Below are 19,441 nucleotides of genomic sequence, written 5' to 3'. Positions count from 1 at the left end.
CCGTTCACAGTAGCGTCGGAGGCGACCGCAGAGGGCACGGCGCCGTGCCCGCACACCCCGGGAGCTCCGCGTGCCTCAGTCGACGACGACTTTCTCCACCTCCACCCGGCGAGCCCTCGCCTTGTTCACGAGCGCCCTCCTGGTCGCCGCCGGGTCCGTCGCCCTCGCGGCGACCCCGACGCTTGCGGCCGACCGCAGCCCCGCCATCGTGGGCGACCTGCAGAGCGAGCTCGGCTGCCCCGGCGACTGGGACCCGACCTGCGCGGCGACGACCCTCGAGGCGGTCGACGGGACGACGCAGTACGCGGCGACGTTCGACGTCCCGGCCGGCACCTACTCCTACAAGGTCGCGCTCGACGGTGGGTGGGACGAGAGCTACGGCGCCGACGGCGCGGCGGGCGGCGCGAACATCCCGCTGACGGTCGGCGGCCCCGCGACGCTCCGTTTCGTCTACGACGACGAGTCGCACCGCATCGGCATCGAGGCGCTGTCCCTGGCATCCGGCTACACGTCCGCCGACGACGCGCTGGTGTCGGCACCGGTGCGTCAAGCCGGCGACGGTCAGCAGTTCTACTTCGTCATGACCGACCGGTTCGCCAACGGTGACCCCGCCAACGACACCGGCGGGCTCTCGGGCGACCGGCTCGCCACCGGACTCGACAAGACCTCCTCCGGCTTCTACAACGGCGGTGACATCGCGGGGCTGCGGCAGAACCTCGACTACATCTCCGGTCTCGGCACGACCGCGATCTGGCTCACGCCGAGCTTCATGAACAAACCCGTCCAGGGCGAGGGTGCGAACGCGAGTGCCGGGTACCACGGGTACTGGATCACCGACTTCACCCGCATCGACCCGCACCTGGGGACGAACGACGAGCTCAAGGCCTTCATCGACGACGCGCACGCCCGCGGCATCGACGTGTATTTCGACATCATCACCAACCACACCGCCGACGTCATCTCGTACGCCGAGAACCAGTACACCTACGTCGATCAGGCCACGAAGCCCTACCGGGATGCCGCTGGGACGCCGTTCGACCCCGCCGACTACGCCGGGACCGGCACGTTCCCGGCGATGGATGCCGCCACGAGCTTCCCGTACACGCCGGTCGTGGCGCCCGCCGAGGCAGATCTCAAGGTGCCCGCCTGGCTCAACGACGTGACGCTGTACCACAACCGCGGCGACTCGACGTATTCGGGCGAATCGACCACCTACGGCGACTTCTCGGGTCTCGACGACCTCATGACCGAGAGCCCGACGGTCGTGAACGGCTTCGCCGACGTCTACAAGAGCTGGATCGATTTCGGCATCGACGGGTTCCGCATCGACACCGCCAAACACGTCGACTTCCCGTTCTGGAAGACCTGGACGAAGGACGTACTCGACTACGCGCATGCGCAGGGCAAGCCCGACTTCTTCATGTTCGGCGAGGTCTACGACGCCGATCCTGCGACGCTCTCGCCGTACGTCCGCGACACCGACATGAACTCGGTGCTCGACTTCGCGTTCCAGTCGGCGGCGACGAGCTTCGCCAAGGGCGGTGACGCGCAGGTGCTGCAGAAGATGTTCGCCGGTGACGACCGTTACACGACGCCGGACTCGTCGGCGACCGCACTGCCGACCTTCCTCGGCAACCACGACATGGGCCGCATCGGCTACTTCCTGAAGAACACGCCCGATGCCGCCGCCCGCGACTTGCTGGCGCACGACCTGCTCTTCCTCAGCCGCGGTCAGCCGGTCGTCTACTACGGCGACGAGCAGGGCTTCACGGGCGACGAACCGGGCGGCGACAAGAGCGCGCGGCAGAGCCTGTTCGCCAGCCAGGTCGCCGAGTACCAGAACCAGACCCTGATCGACGGCACGACCGTCGGATCCGTCGACCGCTACGACACCGACACCGCGGTGTACACGCACGTCGCCGACCTCGCTGCGCTGCGGAAGGACCACCCGGCCCTCGTCGACGGCGCGCAGATCGAGCGCTATGCAGGCGACGGCGTCTACGCGTTGTCGCGCGTCGACGCGGGTGAGAAGATCGAGTACCTCGTCGCGCTCAACAACACCTCGTCCGCGGCGACCGTCACGGTGCCGACGCTGACGGCGGATGCCTCGTTCACGGGCCTGTACGGCGCGACCGGCACGGTCGCCACCGGTGCCGATGCCGCGGCGTCCATCACGGTCCCGGCGCTCTCGGCCGTCGTCTACCGGGCCGGGTCGCCCGTCACGTCACCCGCCGAGGCGGTGCCGCTCGCGGTGTCCGTACCGGCAGCCGGCGCGGCGCTGACCGGCCAGGCCGCTGTCTCGGCGAGCGCCGATCAGTCGTGGCGGCAGACGAGCTTCGCGTGGCGCGTCGTGGGCGGCGACCAGTGGCAGTCGCTCGGCACCGCCGAAGACACGACCCCCGGCGTCTTCCACGACGTGACGGGCCTCGCCGCGGGAACCCTCGTGGAGTACCGCGCGGTGTCGACGGATGCCGCCGGCCACCGCTCCGCCGCGTCGACGTACGCGTCCGTCGGCAACCGGGTGAACCTCGCCGCCGACGTCGTGCCCGAAGAGCCCGACGACGCGACCCCGTACGGCGCCGTCAGCATCCCCGGCTCGCTCAACTCCGAGATGGGGTGCGCGGGCGACTGGGCCCCCGACTGCGACCAGGCGCAGATGACGCAGGTCGACGGGATCTGGCAGCTCACGGTCGACCTCCCTGCCGGCGACTACGAGTACAAGGTCGCGACGGAGAAGAGCTGGGACGAGAACTACGGCGCCAACGGCGTCGCGAGCGGCCCCAACATCGTGCTCACCCATCCGGGCGGCCCCGTGACCTTCTGGTTCGATCCGCGCACGAAGGTCGTGCAGTCGAGCGATGACGGCCCGGTCGTGACCCTCGCGGGATCGTTCCAGTCCGAACTCGGGTGTGCCGCCGACTGGTCGCCGGAGTGCCTGCGCGCGATGATGTTCGACGGCGACCGCGACGGCGTGTACACCTTCTCGACCAGCAAGCTGCCCACCGGGTCGTACGAGGTCAAGGTCGCGCACGGCCTCAGCTGGGATGAGAACTACGGTGCCGACGGTGCCGCGGGCGGCGCCAACATCGCCTTCTCGGCCACCGAAGGCAAGCGCGTGACCTTCACCTACGACGCCACGACCCACCGGCTCGAGATCGTCTCGGCCGACCCGCCGCTGGCCGGCACCGGTCAGTCGCGCGCGCACTGGATCGACGCCGAGACGATCGCCTGGCCGGGTGATCTCGGCGCGGCGACGGGCGCGAGCTTCGCGCTGTACGGATCGCAGACCGCCGGCCTCGCCGTCGCCGACGGGGAGGTGACCGGCGCTGAGCCCATCGCCCTCACCCGCGTCGACTCGGGGCTCACCGAGGCGCAGCGTGCGCGCTTCCCCGCTCTGTCCGGCTACGTCGCCCTGCACATCGAGGGGCAGGATCGGGATGCGGTCGCCGCGCTCCTGCGCGGACAGGTCGCCGTCGCGCAGCGCGCCGCAGACGGAAAGCTCACGGCGTTCACCGGCGTGCAGATCCCGGGCGTGCTCGACGACCTGTACGCGGACGCCGCGGAGGACGATGTGCTCGGGGTGTCGTTCCGGGGGTCGAAGCCGACCTTCCGTCTGTGGGCGCCGACGGCGCAGTCGGCGACGCTGCTCACGTGGGATGCCGGCGCCACCGGCGACCCGACGCGGCATGCGGCATCCTTCGATGCGGCATCCGGCACGTGGACCGTCGCCGGACGCACGGCGCTGAAGGGCGACGAGTACCTGTGGGAGGTGGTGGTCTACGCCCCCACGACCGCGAAGGTCGAGACCAACCGGGTCACCGACCCCGCGTCGGTCGCGCTCACGACGAACTCCACGCGCTCGGTCGCGGTCGACCTGGACGACAAGGCGTGGAAGCCCGCGGTATGGACGAAGGCGAAGGCGCCCGTGATCGCCCGCGACGTCGACCGTGCCATCTACGAGCTGCACATCCGCGATTTCTCGATCACCGATGAGTCGGTGCCCGAGAACGAGCGCGGCACCTACCTCGCTTTCGCGCGCGACGGCGCGGGCACGGCGCAGCTGAAGCAGCTGGCATCCGCCGGCATCAACACGGTGCACCTGCTGCCGTCGTTCGACATCGCGACGATCGAAGAAGACCGCGCAGCCCAGGCCGTGCCGGGGTGCGACCTCGCGGCGCTGCCGGCCGACTCCGACCAGCAGCAGGCGTGCGTGCAGGCGGTCGCCGACACCGACGGGTTCAACTGGGGCTACGACCCGTTCCACTATTCGGCGCCGGAGGGCTCGTACGCGACGAACCCCGAGGGCGGAGCACGCATCGGCGAGTTCCGGACGATGGTGGGCTCGCTCCACAAGATGGGGCTGCAGGTGGTGCTCGATGAGGTGTTCAACCACACCTCGGCGTCGGGACAGGCCGACACCTCGGTGCTCGACCAGGTGGTGCCGGGCTATTACCAGCGGCTCGACGCCAGCGGTGCGGTGCAAACCTCGACGTGCTGCCAGAACGTCGCGACCGAGCACCGGGTGGCGCAGAAGCTGATGGTCGATTCGCTCGTGCTCTGGGCGAAGGAGTACAAGGTCGACGGCTTCCGCTTCGACCTCATGGGGCACCACTCGAAGGAGAACCTGCTGGCTGCGCGTGCCGCGCTCGACGAGCTGACGCTGAAGAAGGACGGTGTCGACGGCAAGAGCATCTATCTCTACGGCGAGGGCTGGAACTTCGGAGAGGTGCAGGATGACGCGCTCTTCGTGCAGGCGCGGCAGGGCAACCTCGGCGGCACCGGCATCGGGACGTTCAGCGATCGCCTGCGCGACGCCGTCCACGGCGGCAGCCCGGTCGACAGCGGCTCGACGTTCCGGCAGGGCTTCGGCACCGGGCTCGCGACCGATCCCAACGGCGATCCGATCAACGGGACCGCCGAGCAGGCGCTCCGAGACCTGGGTCATCAGACCGATCTCGTCAAGCTCGGGCTCGCGGGCAACCTGGCGGACTTCTCGTTCGCCACGGCCGACGGCGCGGTGAAGACGGGGGCCGAGCTCGACTACAACGGTCAGGCGGCCGGCTACGCCGCCCAGCCCGAGGAGATCATCAGCTACGTCGACGCGCACGACAACGAGACGCTGTACGACCTCGGTGTGCTGAAGCTGCCGACAGACACGACCATGGCCGATCGCGTGCGCATGAACACGCTGTCGCTCGGCACGGTGACCCTCGCCCAGACGCCGTCGTTCTGGCACGCCGGCACCGAGCTGCTGCGGTCGAAGTCGCTCGATCGCAACAGCTACAACTCGGGAGATTGGTTCAACCGCATCGACTGGACCGGCCAGACCTCGACGTTCGGGTCGGGCCTGCCTCCCGCGGCCGACAACAAGGACAAGTGGCCGGTCATGCAGCCGCTGCTGGCCGACCCAGCGCTCAAGCCCGGCGCGGCCGACATCGCCGCCGCCGAAGCCGCCGCCCTCGACCTGCTCCGCGTGCGCCGTGAGGTGCCGCTGCTGCGGCTGGGTTCGGCGGAGCGTATCGAGCAGAAGGTGTCGTTCCCGAACAGCGGCCCGGGAGCCGCGCCCGGCGTCATCACCATGCTGATCGACGACCGCGTCGGCGACGACGTCGACCCGGATCTCGCGGGTGCCCTCGTCGTGTTCAACGCGTCGCCCGAGCCTGTGACGCAGACGGTGCCCGCGCTCGCGGGCCGGTCATTCGCGCTGACCGCTGCCCAGGCGAACGGCTCGGATGCCGTCGTGAAGACGACGACGTGGGATGCCGCATCCGGTGCGGTCACGGTGCCCGCCCGGTCGGTCGCGGTGCTCACGGAGCCGCAGGTCACCGAGGTCGCGACCCACGTCTTCGCGCAGCCCGATCGCCCGCTGGTGCGCGCCGGATCGTCGGTCATGGTGGGAGGCCGCGTCACAGCGGACGATCGCAGCGCCACCGTGGGCACGGTCACGGTGACCGACAACGGTCGGGTCGTCGCCACGGTGCAGATCGCCGCGGGCGACCGGGGCAGGTTCTCGGTGACCGTTCCGAAGCTCGGCCGGGGACTGCACGTGCTGCGCGTCTCCTTCGACGGGGAGCCGGGCTGGCTTGACGCGCGGGCACGCGGGGTGCTACCGGTCGTCGCCTACTGAGGGTAGACGTCGACCCGGGAAGCGTAGAATCGCCCCGCATGGGGCTGAACATCAAGAACGAGCGCACGGTCGCCCTCGTCACGGAGCTCGCGGCCTTGACGGGAGCATCCAAGACGAGCGCGATCGAGGATGCCGTGCGCCGACGCGTCGACGAGCTGGCCGGTGACGGCGAGCTCACCGCGAGCGTCGCCGCGCGGCGCCGGACGGCGGACCGGCTGCTCGAGGGGATCCGCGCGAGCATCGCCGGGACGCCGGGCACGTGGCGAGAGTACGAGCGCACGGAACTCTACGACGAGCGGGGTGTGCCGCGGTGATCGTCGACACCTCTGCCGTCATGGCGGTGATCGAGGAGGAGCAGGGTCACGAGGAGGTCGCCGGGCTTCTGGCGGCCGGGGGTGGCCGGATCTCGGCCGCGACGCTCGTCGAGCTCACCGCGGTCGTGCAGCGCTACGGCCGCCCCGAGGTGCATCGCATGGTCGATCGCCTGCTCGCGGCATGGCAGGTCGAGATCGCCCCGTTCGATGCCGCCCAGGCGCGCATCGCGCAGCAGGCTTACCGTGATTTCGGCCGCGGCAGCGGCCACCGCGCGGCGCTCAACCTCGGGGATTGCTTCAGCTACGCCCTCGCGACCGCGCAGAACGAGGAGCTGTTGTTCGTCGGCGAGGATTTCGCCGCGACGGACATCCCCGCAGCCCTCGGCCCGGAGCGTCGCCTCGCCTAGACTGAGCAATGTGCTCTACCGGGCGCTGACGATGATGTCGATTTGTCTCACGAGGACGTGACCAGATGAGCGTGACCGCCACCCCGACGACCCTTTCCGCCGATGAGAGGGACGCCATCCTCCAGGCCGTCCGGGAGTTCGCGGCCACCCGACTGGCGCCGAACGCGCTCGATTGGGATCGCCGCAAGCATTTCCCCCGCGACGTGCTCGCCGAGGCCGGCGAGCTGGGGGTCGGCGGCATCTACATCCGCGAGGACGTCGGCGGCTCGGGGCTGCAGCGCGAGGACGCCGCCGCGATCTTCGAAGCTCTCGCGGCGGGCGATCCCACGATCGCGGCGTACATCTCGATCCACAACATGGTGGCGTGGATGATCGACACGAACGGCACCGACGAGCAGCGCCGCGCATGGCTGCCGCGCCTCGTCACGATGCAGGACCTCGGCGCGTACTGCCTCACCGAGCCGGGTGCCGGGTCGGATGCCGCGGCGATCACGACGAGCGCCATCGCCGACGGCGACGAATACGTGCTCACCGGCGTCAAGCAGTTCATCTCCGGCGCCGGGGAAGCCTCCGTCTACGTCGTCATGGCGCGCACCGGCGCCCTTCGACAGGCTCAGGAACCGCGGAAATCAGACGGCATCACGGCGTTCCTCGTCCCCGCGGATGCCGCAGGCCTGAGCTTCGGGCCGAACGAGCAGAAGATGGGCTGGAACGCGCAGCCGACGCGACAGGTGATCCTCGACGAAGTGCGGGTGCCGGCATCCGCCGTGCTCGGCGAGCTCGGCGGCGGATTCCGCATCGCCATGAAGGGGCTCGACGGCGGGCGCGTGAACATCGCCGCCTGCTCGCTGGGCGGTGCGCAGTGGGCGCTCGATCGGGCCGTCCGTTACGTCCACGAGCGGTTCACGTTCGGCGAGGCGCTCGCCGAACGGCAGTCGGTCGTGTTCACGCTCGCCGACATGGCGACGCAGCTGCAGGCAGCCCGCGCGCTCGTGCGCGACGCGGCGCGCGCGATCGACGAGGGTGCGCCCGACGCCGCGGTGCAGTGCGCGATGGCCAAGAGGTTCGCCACGGATGCCGGGTTCGAGGTCGCCAATCAGGCGCTTCAGCTGCACGGCGGCTACGGCTACCTGCAGGAGTACGGCATCGAGAAGGTCGTGCGCGACCTGCGGGTGCACCAGATCCTCGAGGGGACCAACGAGATCATGCGCGTGATCATCGGTCGCGAGGTCGTCGGAGGCTGAGCCCCGGCGCGCTGCGCGATCGGGTCCCGAACGACAGCGTCGGATGCCGGAGAGCCCGGCATCCGACGCTGCTGCGTGTGAGTGGTCAGCTCAGCTTCGCCCGCCGCCGCACGGTCAGCACGATTCCCGCGACGAGCACGCCGAGCGCCAGGACCGTCACGAACCCGATCGGGAACGTGCCGCCGGTCGCGGCGAGCGTGCCCGGAGCGACGACCTCGACCGGCACGCGGATGTCGACCTGCCCGGGCGCGCTGATCACGAGCGTGTGCGCGCCGAGCGCGAGGTTCGACGGAACCCGCACGGTGAACGCCGTCCGTCCGTCCAGCCCCGCGGTGGGGATCCCGGTGATCACGATCGGGTCGCTGTAGAGCGTCGCGCCGATCTGCTGCCCCGGGGTGAGACCCGACAAGACGACCGGAAGGGCGCCGCCCTGCTCGACCCGGCCCGATCCGATGTCGATCGTCGCCCAGTCGGCGTCGCCGCCCGTCTCGGGCAGCTCGCCCTCGCCCGCGCCCGGCTCGGTCGGGTCGGTCGGGTCGACCGGTGTGCCGGCCCCGACGAGCGCGCGCCCGAGCGGCGACGGGTCGACGACGTCGTGCGCCACGAAGTAGGCGACCGTCGCCGCCAGGTCCACCTGCCCGGTGTCGGTGCGGTCCGTGCCGGCCGCGAAGGTGACGAAGTTGTCGCCGCCGGCGGCGAGGAAGGAGTTCGTTACGACGGTGAACGACTCGGTCGCCGTCACGGGCTTGCCCGCGAACGCCATCGACACGATCCGCGATCCGCGTGGGGCGGACTCGTCGTAGCGGTACGAGAATCCGTCCGAGACGCCGAGATGCAGCTTGGGCCGCTCCGACCCCGCCGGCTGCCATTGCTCTTCGAGCACGGCCTTCAGCTGCGCGCCGGTGAGGGTCACCGTCACCAGCGTGTTGGCGAAGGGCTGCACGTTCGCGACGTCGCGGTAGGTGACGGTGCCGTCCGTGCCGTAGAGCAGGTCGGTGCGGAGTCCCCCGGGGTTCATCAGACCGATCTGCGCCGGCGTGCCCGCGTAGTCCTCGTTCGAGGTGGCCCACAGGTACAGGTCGGCGACGGTGTTGCCGAGCGTCGACTCGACCCCGCGGTCGTTGCCGGCCGGTGTGCCGCCGCGGAGGATGTCGGTGCTGATCGCACCGACCTCGACGGCGCCCTTCTCGACGGCGACCGCGACGGCATCCGCCACGATCTTCGCGACGGCGGGATCTGCCGGGAACGCCGCCGTCCCGCCGACGACGAGCGGCTGCACGCCGCCTGCGATCGAGACGAGCTCCTTGGTTGTGGAGTCGACCGACAGCTGCAGCGTGCCCAGCGCCTTGCCGTACTCCGACGCCTGGATCACCGGGCGTCCGTCGATCTCGCACGCGTACGTCTGGTGCGTGTGCGCCGACACGATGGCGTCGATGTCGGGCGACGCCTCACGGATGAGGGTCCCGAAGGTGCTCGTGTCGGCGGCGACGTTCGCGCAGACCGAAGTCGCCGATCCTGAGTGGGTGAGCAGGACGATCACGTCGGCGGCATCCGCCGCGGTGATCTCCGCCGCCACCCGATCGGCGGCCTCGCGCTGGTCGCCGAACTCGATACCCGCGATCCCGGTCGGTGTCACCATCGCAGCCGCGTCGGGCGTGACGGTGCCGATGAAGGCCACCCGCACACCGTCGACCTCACGGACGGCGTACTCGGGGAGCGCCGGCGTCTTCGTGCCGCGCAGGTACACGTTGGCGCCGAGGCCGAAGTCGCCGCTGCCGAAGCGGGGCAGCACGCGGCCCGTGAGGTCGACGAATCCGGCGTCGAACTCGTGGTTGCCGACGGCGCCGAGGTCGAGACCCGCGGCGAGCAGCGCATCGATGGTCGGGTGGTCCTGCTGGATGAACGACGTGAACGTCGACGCTCCGATGTTGTCGCCGGCCGAGACGAACAGGGTGTTCGGGTTCTTCGCCTCGAACGCGTCGACGGCACCGGCGACGACCGCGGCACCGGCAACGCCGTTGCGGAGATCGGCCTCGAGCCGACCGTGGAAGTCGTTCACGGTGAGCACCTGGATGTCGGTGAGGCCGTCGTCGATGGCGAACAGCGTCGTCGTGCCCGAGACCTCGTTCGCTACCGCGAGCAGGGGCTCGCCGGTGGTCGAGGACTCCGCCGGGATGAACGTCACACCCTCGGCGCCGAGGTCCAGCGAGGCGGCGCTCGGATCGACGCCTGCCGCGAAGTCGCGGTTGTTGACGTACGTGACGAACGTGGATGCCGCGGGGTCCGTGATGTCGTAGACCATGATGCCGCCGACGCGCTCAAGCCCGACGAAGGCATAGGTCCGTCCGTTCACCGCGCCGATGGCGACACCCTCCGGCTCGGGGCCCTTCGCGGCGCTGCGCGTGTCGAAGCCGGTCTCGTCGTGACCCGAGTTGACGTAGTCGGGCACAGCGGCCGCGAGGGTCTGCTCGAAGCCGTCGCCGGAGTCGAAGACCTGCCGGCCGTCGGTCGTCCAGATCGAGAAGGAGCGCCCGCCGTAGGAGTACAGCTCGCTGTAGCAGTCGGCGCCGTCGGCGATGCCGAGGTCGGTGGCGATCTTCAGGCGACCGAGGTCGGCATCCGCCTTCTGCGCGGCGAGCGGGCTGTCGGCGCAGACCGCCGCGAGACCCTTCTTGCCGAGGTCCTTCACCCGCGCCTCGTCGATGTAGTCGCCCCATTCGCGGGCGTCGCCCTCGTTCGCGGTGACCAGGTACGTCGCGCCGCCCGCCTGGTACGACGACATGCCGTCGGGCATGTAGATGCCCTTCAGGCCCGGGTAGGTGGCGATGTCGATCGCCTTGTCGCGGTCGCTGGCGTCGAGACCGTTGCCCGCCAGCCCGTGGTCCTGGAATCCCAGGGAAAAGAGGTCGGTGACGGTCGCGGACGCGAGGTCGACGACCGCGATCGCGTTCGCCTCCTGGATCGCGGCGTATGCCGTGCCGCCGTCGATCGTGACGTACTCCGGCTCGAGGTTGCGGCTCACGCGGTTGGATTCGAGCGGGCGCTCGCCCTGGTCGGGCGCGGCCACGTCGGGGCCGAACACGCGGACATCGGCCGGCAGGTTCGCGCCTTCGAACGCGCTGAATCCGGCGATGCGCACGGCGCTCTGCCCAGGTGCCTGCTTGGCGGCGGGCAGCGTCACGACGCCGATCGAGCCCTCCGGGTCGATCGAGAAGTCGCCCGCCGGCTCGCCCTCGTTCGCGACGACGGCGAAGGCGCCGTCCTTCGAGAGGGTGACCATGTCGGGCAGGGCGCCGACGGTGACCGATCCGAGAATGGTGGGCGCTGCGGCATCCGCGTCGAAGAACACGAGCGAACCCGCATCCGTCTTGGTCGGCGCCTCGAGGGCGATGACACCCAGGCCGTCGGACCGCACGGCGACGGAGTTCGCGATGCCGTCTGCGGTGATCTCGTACAGCTCGACCGGTGCGGCCGGGTCGGTGACGTCGAGCACCGTGACGGCGCCCGCCTGCGCGTTCACGACGAACAGGCGGTCGCCGTGGGCGGCGACGATCTCGGCAGCCGACGCTTCGAACACGCCCGTGCGGTGCGTGCCGATGGGGGTCAGTGAGATCGCGGCGTCGTCGGCGGAGTACGCAACGGGCGGTGTCGGGGCGGGCGCGGCCGAAGCTGCGGTGAGGGGGGTCAAGGCGAGCGTGCAGGCGAGGGCGGCCGTGGTGGCCCCCGCGATCGCACGACGTCGGACGGAAGAGCGCATCGATGTCCTCGGATGGGTGGGCAGGGATGCCTCCTGCCTACGCGCGGCGCGTGGCGCTCGTATGACGCAGAGGTGAACGGCAGGGGGCGGCGCGCACCGCTGGACCCTCCGCGAGAAACGGGCGCGGCGACGGCGCGCGTGACACGATGGGGTCATGACCGAGTACACCTCGATCCTGACCTCGACGCGAGGACGCGTCGGCTGGATCACCCTCCACCGTCCCGAGGCGCTCAATGCACTGAACTCGACACTCGTCGACGAGCTGGCGCACGCGGCATCCGCCTTCGACGCCGACGACGCCGTCGGATGCATCGTGCTGACCGGCTCGGAGAAGGCCTTCGCCGCGGGCGCCGACATCAAGGAGATGGAGGGCAAGTCGTCGCGGGACATGGCGATGCAGAACCCCTTCGTCGGCCTCGAGGCGTTCAGCCGGGTGCGCACCCCCGTCGTCGCCGCGGTGGCGGGGTACGCGCTCGGCGGCGGCTGCGAGCTCGCCATGACGTGCGACATCATCCTCGCCGCCGACACCGCGCGCTTCGGACAGCCCGAGATCACCCTCGGAGTGATCCCCGGGCTCGGGGGCACGCAGCGGCTCCCTCGCGCGGTCGGCTACTACAAGGCGGCCGAACTCGTGCTGACCGGGCGGATGATGGATGCCGCCGAGGCCGAGCGTGCGGGGCTCGTCTCGCGGGTGGTGCCCGCCGCCGATCTGCTCGCCGAGGCGGAGAAGGTCGCCGAGACGATCGCGGCCAAATCGCTGCCGGTCGTCTATGCCGCCAAAGAGGCACTGCGCGCGTCTCTGGAGACCACGGCCGCCGAGGGCCTGCGGTTCGAGAAGCAGGTCTTCTCGTCGCTGTTCGCCCTCGACGATCAGAAGGAGGGCATGGCTGCCTTCCGGGAGAAGCGATCGGCGAATTTCACCCACCGCTGAGTCCTCCACGATCGGCGTGAATCTCAGTTCCACGCTTCGCGGCACTCAGTCGCATCTCGTAGGATGAAGTCATCGCGAAGGAGAACCGATGAAGATCGTGGTGCTGGTCAAAGAAGTCCCCGACACCTATGGCGACCGCAAGCTCGACCTCGAGACCGGGCTTGCCGATCGGGCGGCGTCCGATCGCGTGCTCGACGAGATCGGTGAGCGGGCCCTCGAAGTGGCGCTGAGCCACGCCGATGCGCACCCGGGTTCCGACGTCACCGTCGTCTCGATGGCGTCTGCGGCGGCTTCCGCCACCGTGCGGAAAGGACTCGCGATGGGGGCGGCATCCGCTCTGCAGATCGTGGATGACCGACTGGCCGGCGCCGACCTCGGTGTGACGGCGCGCGTCCTCGCCGCCGCGGTGACACGCGCCGGATTCGACCTCGTCATCACCGGAAACCTCTCGACCGACGGCGCCGGGGGAGTGCTCCCCGCCATGCTCGCCGAGCACCTGGGCGTACCCCACGCGACCGCGCTGTCGGCCGTGACGATCGCTGATGATCGCGTCTCGGGCACACGCTCGAGCGACGCGGGCGTTGCGCAGATCAGCGCGCCGCTGCCAGCCGTGATCTCGATCACCGAAGCGCTGCCGGATGCCCGGTTCCCGAACTTCAAGGGCATCATGGCGGCGAAGAAGAAGCCGTTCGAGACCGTGTCGCTCGATGACCTCGGCGTCGACGTCGACCCGGCGCTCGCGCCCCAGTCGATCATGACGACGGTCAGCGAGAAGCCGCCCCGCGGGGCCGGCGTGAAGATCGTCGACGAGGGGGATGCCGGCGACAAGCTCGCCGCCTTCCTCATCGAAAACCGACTGGCGTAAGGGAGAGTGTGATGGTGGATTTCGCAGCGGACTCGGTCCTCGTGCTGGTGGAGGTCGCTCCGGCGGGCGAGCTCGCCACGTCGACGGCCGGGCTCCTCGGCGCCGCGGCCGCAGTCGGGACCCCCGTCGCGCTCGTCGTCGCGGGTGTGGACGCGCAGGCCTCCCTTGCGGCTGCCGCCGGTGAACGGGGAGCCGCCGTCGTGCTGACGGCCGACCTCGGCGGCGCCGACACGGCGCTGTCGGTGCCGCTCGTCGATGCGCTCGCCGCCGCTCACGCACTCGTGCGTCCCGCGGCAGTCCTCGTCTCGAACTCGATCGAGGGGCGCGACATCGCGGGTCGGTTCGCGGCGCGCGCCTCGCTCGCGCTCGCAGTGGATGCCGTGGGCCTCACCCGTGACGACGACGGCATCCTCGCGCAGCACTCCGTCTACGGCGGATCGTTCAACGTGACCTCCGCGCCGACGTTCGGCGCGCCCGTCATCACGCTCCGTCAGGGCGCCGTCGACGCGCGGGCCGAAGCTGTGGCCGCGCCGGTCGTCGAGCCGCTCGTGGTCACGCCGTCGGGGGCCGCCGCGGCCACGATCGAATCGTTCCAGGCGGAAGTCGCGGCATCCAGTCGTCCCGAACTCCGTGGCGCGGGCAAGGTCGTCGCGGGCGGGCGCGGACTCGGCTCGCAGGAGAAGTTCGTCCTCGTCGAGCAGCTCGCCGATGCGCTCGGCGCGGCGGTCGGAGCTTCACGCGCCGCGGTGGATGCCGGGTACATCCCCTACGCGGCCCAGGTCGGGCAGACCGGCGTCTCGGTCTCGCCGCAGTTGTATGTCGCACTCGGCATCTCCGGCGCGATCCAGCACAAAGCCGGCATGCAGACCGCGAAGACGATCGTCGCGATCAATAAAGACGGCGATGCGCCGATCTTCGACATCGCCGACTTCGGCATCGTAGGTGACGTGTTCACGGTCGTCCCGCAGCTGATCGCCGCCCTTCAGGCCAAGAAGGCGTAGCGCCGATGGCCTCGTTCCCCGGGCTGCGCCGCGGCCTCCCTCGCGTCGTCGGGGGTGACCCCTGGCCGCCGGCATCCGCCGTCCCTGTCGCCGAGATTGCTGCGGATGCGGGGATAGCTGCTGAATCTGCTGCGGCCGCTGACGGTACGCCGGTCGCTGAGCGTGGCGAAGCGGCGCCTCGACCGTCCGACCTCTCGACCAGCCCGGGGGGCGTGAGTGCCCTGGGCCCTGACCAGGTGGCGCAATCTGCGCCCGTGGCGGCCGCGTCTGGGCAGATCGCGACACCTGTGGCTGATGGCGGGCCCGCGCTCGTGCGGCGGGGGCTCCCTCGCGCGGCGCACGGCGAGCCCTGGCCCCCAACGGACACGGCGCCGCGTGCGCCCGGTCTTGCAGGGCAGGTGGCGCATTCGGTGGGTTCCGTCGCCGGGGTCGGGCAGGTTGTGACCCCCACTGTGGATTCTGCCGACTCAGCCCCCGGACAGGTGGCGGAATCTGCCCCCGTGGCAGCACCGTCTGGGCAGATCGCGACACCTGTGGCTGATGGCGGGCCCGCGCTCGTGCGGCGGGGACTCCCTCGCGCGGCGCACGGCGAGCCCTGGCCCCCAGCGGACACGGCGCCGCGTGCGCCCGGGCTTGCAGGGCAGGTGGCGCATCCGGTGGGGTCGGTCGCCGGGGTCGGGCAGGTTGTGACCCCCACTGTGGATGCTGCCGACTCAGCCCCCGGACAGGTGGCGGAATCTGCCCCCGTGGCAGCACCGTCTGGGCAGATCGCGACACCTGTTGCCGACCGTGCGGCCGCGCCATCGGCACCCGCGCCGGCAGCGCGGGCCCCGGCATCCACCGAACCCCCACGCGCACCGCTCACCGTGCCGCAGACGGTCTGGGCGGGTCGCGCCGCGTACCACCGGCCGCCGCGCAAGCCGGAGCCGCAGAAACTCGGACCCTTCACGAAGGCGCAGTGGGCCGGCGCGGTCATCATCGGCGGAGGCGGACTGCTGTTCGCCGCGGCGCTTGCGGTCGTGTTCGTTCGGGCCTTCCTCAGCCTCGATGTCATGCAGGACTTCCTCGTGACCTACCCCGGCGAGTACCACCTGCCGGAGGGTGCGCCCGTGGGGTTCCCGGCGTGGCTCGGGTGGCAACACTTCTTCAACGTGTTCCTCATGGTCCTGATCATCCGGTCGGGGCTCACGATCCGCACCGAGAAGCGGCCATCCGTCTTCTGGACGCCGAAGAACAACCCGAAGGGCAAGACGAGCCTCACGATCTGGTTCCACCAGTCGCTCGACATCCTGTGGCTCGTGAACGGCGTCGTCTTCCTCGCGCTGCTGTTCGTCACGGGCCAGTGGATGCGGATCGTCCCGACGAGCTGGGACGTCATCCCGAATGCTCTGTCGGCGGCCCTGCAATACGTCTCGCTGGACTGGCCGACCGAGAACGGCTGGGTGAACTACAACTCGCTGCAGCAGCTTGCCTACTTCTCGACGGTGTTCATCGCCGCGCCGCTCGCGGCGATCACCGGCTACCGGATGAGTGGTCTCTGGCCGAAGAAGAATGCGCGACTGTCTGCGGCGTATCCGATCGATTGGGCCCGCAAGGTCCACTTCCCGGTGATGCTGTTCTTCGTGGTGTTCATCTTCATCCACGTCGCGCTCGTGCTGGCGACCGGCGCACTCCGCAACCTCAACCACATGTACGCGGCGCAGGGATCGGTCGACGGTGTCGCCTATGCCGACAACTGGACCGGATTCTGGATGTTCTTCGCGTCGCTCGTGGTCATCGCAGCGGCGTGGGTCGCGGCCCGCCCGCTCGTGCTGGCGCCGATCGCGCGCCTCTTCGGCAACGTCAGCGGGCGCTGACCGCTCGCTCACACCGCCGGCATCCCGGTGCCCGTCGGCCTCCTCAGCCGTCATGAACTCCGCAGAATGCAGCGATCTCCGCAGGCGATCGGCCGGATGGGTGCGGAGATGTCGACATTCTGCGGAGATCGCGCGCGCCGAAACGGCACGGGGATGCCGGCAAGGGGATGCCAGCGGAGCGGCGGGTCAGCGGGTGAAGCGGACCTCGGTCAGCGTCTCGCCGAGGAACGGCTCGGTGTGCGTGGCACCGTCGAGCGTGAACCCGTTGCGCGTGTAGAACCGGTGGGCGCGGGGGTTGTCCTCGGCGACCCAGAGATAGACGTCCTCATCGGGGTGCACGGCGGAGTCGAAGAGCAGCTGACCCGTGCCGGTGCCGTGGAAGGCATCGAGCAGGTAGATGAAGTACAGCTCGCGGGCACGCGGCGCATCGCGATCGCGGGCCGGGCCCGAACCGACGAAGCCGACGATCTCGCCGTTCGCGAGAGCCGCGAACATGCGGAAGTCCTCGCCCTGCGCGGCCCAGTGGGTCCACAGTTCGGCGAGACGCTTGGGTGACACCTTCTCGAGTGCCGCTTTGCTGATGAGGTGGTCGTAGGTCTCGTGCCAGCACGTCGCGTGGACGCGGCCGAGAGCTTCGGCATCCACGTCACGCACGGGACGGACGACGATGTCGGTCTGCGCAGTTGAATCCACGGTGGCTTCCATGGCCAGACTCTACGTCGACCCTATGAAAATCTGAAATCGACGGATGCCGCCGCCCTCACGTCAGGAAACACAGGCTTTCGCGCTAGCATCGCGCTTCGTGAATGTGTGGTGGCGATCCCTCCTGACGATCTGGCGCGCGAAGGTGCTTCTGCACCGGCGTGGGCCGATTCCGCCGCACAGCGTGGGTCGGATCCGGCTGCGCACGATGCCCACCGACATCGACCTCCTGGGACACATGAACAACGGCCGCTACGCGTCGCTGTTCGACCTCGGTCGCTTCGACCTGCTCATCCGCACCGGCATCTGGGATGCGATGAACGCCCAGGGCTGGTACGCGGTCGTCGCGAGCGAATCGGTCACGTTCCGCAAGTCGCTGCAGCTGTGGCAACGCTTCACGGTGGAGTCACGCCTCTACGGGCACGACGACAAAGCCGTCTATCAGATCCACCGCGCCGTGGTCGATGGCGAGGTCTACGCAGAGATGATCGTGCGCGCGCGGTTCCTCCGCCGCACGGGCGGCGTGGTGAACACCGAGGAGCTGTTCGAGGCTCTGCACCGTCCGGACGACCTGCCGCCCCTGCCGGACTGGATCACGGAGTGGGCGAAAGCCTCGGCTCTGCCCTCGACGAAATCGCCCGCGCCGAGCGTCTGGAGCTGACGCACGTCGCGCCGCGCGCACGGATGCCGTTAGCCTCAACGCGTGCTCTCCGTTCTCGTCCGCGCCGGCCGCGTGTGGCTCGCGCACTGGCCTGCGCTGCTCGCGTGGCTGCTCGGCGGGACGCTCGTGCACTTCCTGGTGCTCAAGCTCGCGTCCTTCGTCGGCGCACAGAACGCGGTCGGTGGCATCCTGCTTCTGCCGGTTGCGGCCCTTGCGCTGCTGATCGCCTACGTCGCGATGTTCCTCGTCGTGCGCGACGGGATGCCGGGCCTCCGCGGCCTCGCACCGCTCCCCAGCGACCCGACCGAACGGCGTGACGCGTTCCTCAGCGGTGTCCTCGGCGGCATCTTGCCGTTCGTCGCTTTCTACGCCGCGTGGGGGTTCATCCGTGAGGACGTGATCACCTACACGAACGATGCGTTCGAGTGGCAGTTCATCTGGGGGTTCAGCGCCGCCCTGAACGGCCGCGACTTCGACAGCGCCGGGACGATCGACGACCTCGGCATCAATCCCTTGACGATCGGCCTTCTGGTCATCGCGTTCGTGGGACGGTGGGCCTACAAGCGCTACGGAGATCGAGTGCCGCACACCTTCGGGTCGCGCCGTGTCTTCGGGGTCGTCGCGGTCTACCTCGAAGCCTTGTGGGTGTACCTCGCGGCCTACCTCATCACCGACCTCGTCGGCCTGGTGACGGGGTGGGTCGAGACGCGACAAGGCACCGTGTGGTTGGGCGACCTTCGTGACGGACTGACCGGATGGCTCGCGCCGCTGGGCATCCTGTGGGACGGCGTGGGGTGGCTCCTCGGCGAAGTCGGCGGGATCATCCTGCTCCCGCTCGCCTGGTTGACGATTGCCGGCGTCATCTACGGGCAGGCGGTGAAGGCGACGACGCCGCGGCTGAGCGGGACGCGTTTCACCCGCGTGCGCGCGCGGTACGGTTCGATCCCGGCGCGCGCGCGTCGACGCATCTCCGACTTCTGGGACAGCCTGGTCGTCTCGCGCTTCCGGCCGGTCGGCGCGGCGATCGTGCTGATGTGGCGCGCCGGGCCCGTCCTGATCGGCGGATACATCTTGCTGTTCACGGTGGTGGAGTTCGGCCTGCAATGGCTCTTGATCGGTGTCTCGCGCGCCCTCGGGCCGCACGAGTATCTGGGGTTCTGGGTGCCGATGTCGGTAGCGCTCGTCATGATCGCCACGCTCCTGGTCGAACCCCTCCGTGTCGCGGTGATCGCAGCGACATACGACCAGACCGTCACCGCCCTCGCGGATGCCGACCGCTCAGCGGGTGACGTCGAATCGCACGTCAGTGGCAACAGCGTCGGTGTCGCGGCTACTCGTGATCGCGACGAGCAACCGGTCGGGGGCATCGCCCGGCAGCAGGACGAGACCGGAGAGGTCGAACGGGACCGCTGAGCCCCCATCGTCGGTCGCGCTGGGGCAGAACCCGAGCTCATCGTCGTCGCGAGTCCAGTCCAGCGAGTAGTTCGGCCACCACTCGCGTCCGGTCTCCGGGTCGATGAGCACCGGGACGCTGCACTGGATCGCATCCTGACCGGGTGCCACACGCACGCGGACG

The 19,441-nt window shown here is 69.9% G+C and carries 12 protein-coding genes; 10 read left to right on the top strand and 2 right to left on the bottom strand.

What is annotated here, in order from left to right:
* Window positions 1-70 precede the first annotated feature (70 nt).
* From pulA to N4R40_RS08940, 4 genes are all read left to right on the top strand, one after another.
* Window positions 71-6,127 (top strand): pullulanase-type alpha-1,6-glucosidase, encoded by a 6,057-nt coding sequence (gene pulA / locus N4R40_RS08955; RefSeq protein WP_261607020.1) that lies wholly within the window; start codon window positions 71-73, stop codon window positions 6,125-6,127.
* Window positions 6,128-6,165: 38 nt separating this feature from the next.
* Window positions 6,166-6,441, top strand: coding sequence for a type II toxin-antitoxin system VapB family antitoxin (locus N4R40_RS08950; RefSeq protein WP_261607019.1), 276 nt, complete (start codon window positions 6,166-6,168; stop codon window positions 6,439-6,441).
* Window positions 6,438-6,848 carry a type II toxin-antitoxin system VapC family toxin gene (locus tag N4R40_RS08945; RefSeq protein ID WP_261607018.1) on the top strand — a complete coding sequence of 137 codons (411 nt, stop codon included), beginning with the start codon at window positions 6,438-6,440 and terminating at the stop codon, window positions 6,846-6,848. The genes N4R40_RS08950 and N4R40_RS08945 overlap by 4 nt, the downstream gene beginning before the upstream one ends.
* A 65-nt stretch (window positions 6,849-6,913) precedes the next feature.
* Window positions 6,914-8,092 carry an acyl-CoA dehydrogenase family protein gene (locus N4R40_RS08940; protein WP_261607017.1) on the top strand — a complete coding sequence of 393 codons (1,179 nt, stop codon included), beginning with the start codon at window positions 6,914-6,916 and terminating at the stop codon, window positions 8,090-8,092.
* A gap of 85 nt (window positions 8,093-8,177) precedes the next feature.
* Here N4R40_RS08940 and N4R40_RS08935 read toward each other — a convergent pair whose 3' ends face one another.
* On the bottom strand, window positions 8,178-11,849 hold the full coding sequence (locus N4R40_RS08935; RefSeq protein WP_261607016.1) for a choice-of-anchor I family protein: 3,672 nt from the start codon (window positions 11,847-11,849) through the stop codon (window positions 8,178-8,180).
* Window positions 11,850-12,003: 154 nt separating this feature from the next.
* On the opposite strand from N4R40_RS08935, the gene N4R40_RS08930 reads away from it, so the two are divergent.
* From N4R40_RS08930 to N4R40_RS08915, 4 genes are all read left to right on the top strand, one after another.
* A complete protein-coding gene (locus N4R40_RS08930; RefSeq protein ID WP_261607015.1) occupies window positions 12,004-12,780 on the top strand; it encodes an enoyl-CoA hydratase-related protein in 777 nt (258 codons plus the stop codon).
* A gap of 88 nt (window positions 12,781-12,868) precedes the next feature.
* Entirely contained in the window at window positions 12,869-13,645 is a 777-nt protein-coding gene (locus tag N4R40_RS08925) for an electron transfer flavoprotein subunit beta/FixA family protein (protein WP_261607014.1), read from the top strand.
* Between the two features lie 11 nt (window positions 13,646-13,656).
* Window positions 13,657-14,646 carry an electron transfer flavoprotein subunit alpha/FixB family protein gene (locus N4R40_RS08920; protein WP_261607013.1) on the top strand — a complete coding sequence of 330 codons (990 nt, stop codon included), beginning with the start codon at window positions 13,657-13,659 and terminating at the stop codon, window positions 14,644-14,646.
* Window positions 14,647-15,392: 746 nt separating this feature from the next.
* The gene (locus N4R40_RS08915; RefSeq protein ID WP_261607012.1) at window positions 15,393-16,502 is read left to right on the top strand and encodes a cytochrome b/b6 domain-containing protein; all 1,110 of its coding nucleotides are present in this window, start codon (window positions 15,393-15,395) and stop codon (window positions 16,500-16,502) included.
* Window positions 16,503-16,688: 186 nt separating this feature from the next.
* On the opposite strand, the gene N4R40_RS08910 is transcribed toward N4R40_RS08915, so the two are convergent.
* Window positions 16,689-17,207 (bottom strand): GNAT family N-acetyltransferase, encoded by a 519-nt coding sequence (locus N4R40_RS08910; protein WP_261607011.1) that lies wholly within the window; start codon window positions 17,205-17,207, stop codon window positions 16,689-16,691.
* A gap of 97 nt (window positions 17,208-17,304) precedes the next feature.
* Between N4R40_RS08910 and N4R40_RS08905 the strand changes: the two genes are divergently transcribed.
* Both N4R40_RS08905 and N4R40_RS08900 read left to right on the top strand, forming a co-directional pair.
* Complete coding sequence (locus N4R40_RS08905; protein WP_261607010.1) at window positions 17,305-17,865, top strand: acyl-CoA thioesterase; 561 nt, start codon at window positions 17,305-17,307, stop codon at window positions 17,863-17,865.
* Between the two features lie 42 nt (window positions 17,866-17,907).
* Window positions 17,908-19,278, top strand: coding sequence for a hypothetical protein (locus tag N4R40_RS08900; protein WP_261607009.1), 1,371 nt, complete (start codon window positions 17,908-17,910; stop codon window positions 19,276-19,278).
* The last annotated feature ends 163 nt before the right edge of the window (window positions 19,279-19,441 follow it).

This window comes from Microbacterium memoriense (assembly GCF_025398275.1).
Lineage (GTDB): Bacteria > Actinomycetota > Actinomycetes > Actinomycetales > Microbacteriaceae > Microbacterium > Microbacterium memoriense.
Note: the sequence above shows the minus strand (reverse complement) of the source record. Positions and strands in the feature narration are given on the sequence as shown.

Bases quoted from the DNA above. Each gene is read 5' to 3' on its own strand.
- N4R40_RS08950 (WP_261607019.1), top strand. From the start codon at position 6,166: ATGGGGCTGAACATCAAGAACGAGCGCACGGTCGCCCTCGTCACGGAG.
- N4R40_RS08940 (WP_261607017.1), top strand. From the start codon at position 6,914: ATGAGCGTGACCGCCACCCCGACGACCCTTTCCGCCGATGAGAGGGAC.
- N4R40_RS08935 (WP_261607016.1), bottom strand. From the start codon at position 11,849: ATGCGCTCTTCCGTCCGACGTCGTGCGATCGCGGGGGCCACCACGGCC.
- N4R40_RS08930 (WP_261607015.1), top strand. From the start codon at position 12,004: ATGACCGAGTACACCTCGATCCTGACCTCGACGCGAGGACGCGTCGGC.
- N4R40_RS08925 (WP_261607014.1), top strand. From the start codon at position 12,869: ATGAAGATCGTGGTGCTGGTCAAAGAAGTCCCCGACACCTATGGCGAC.
- N4R40_RS08920 (WP_261607013.1), top strand. From the start codon at position 13,657: ATGGTGGATTTCGCAGCGGACTCGGTCCTCGTGCTGGTGGAGGTCGCT.
- N4R40_RS08910 (WP_261607011.1), bottom strand. From the start codon at position 17,207: ATGGAAGCCACCGTGGATTCAACTGCGCAGACCGACATCGTCGTCCGT.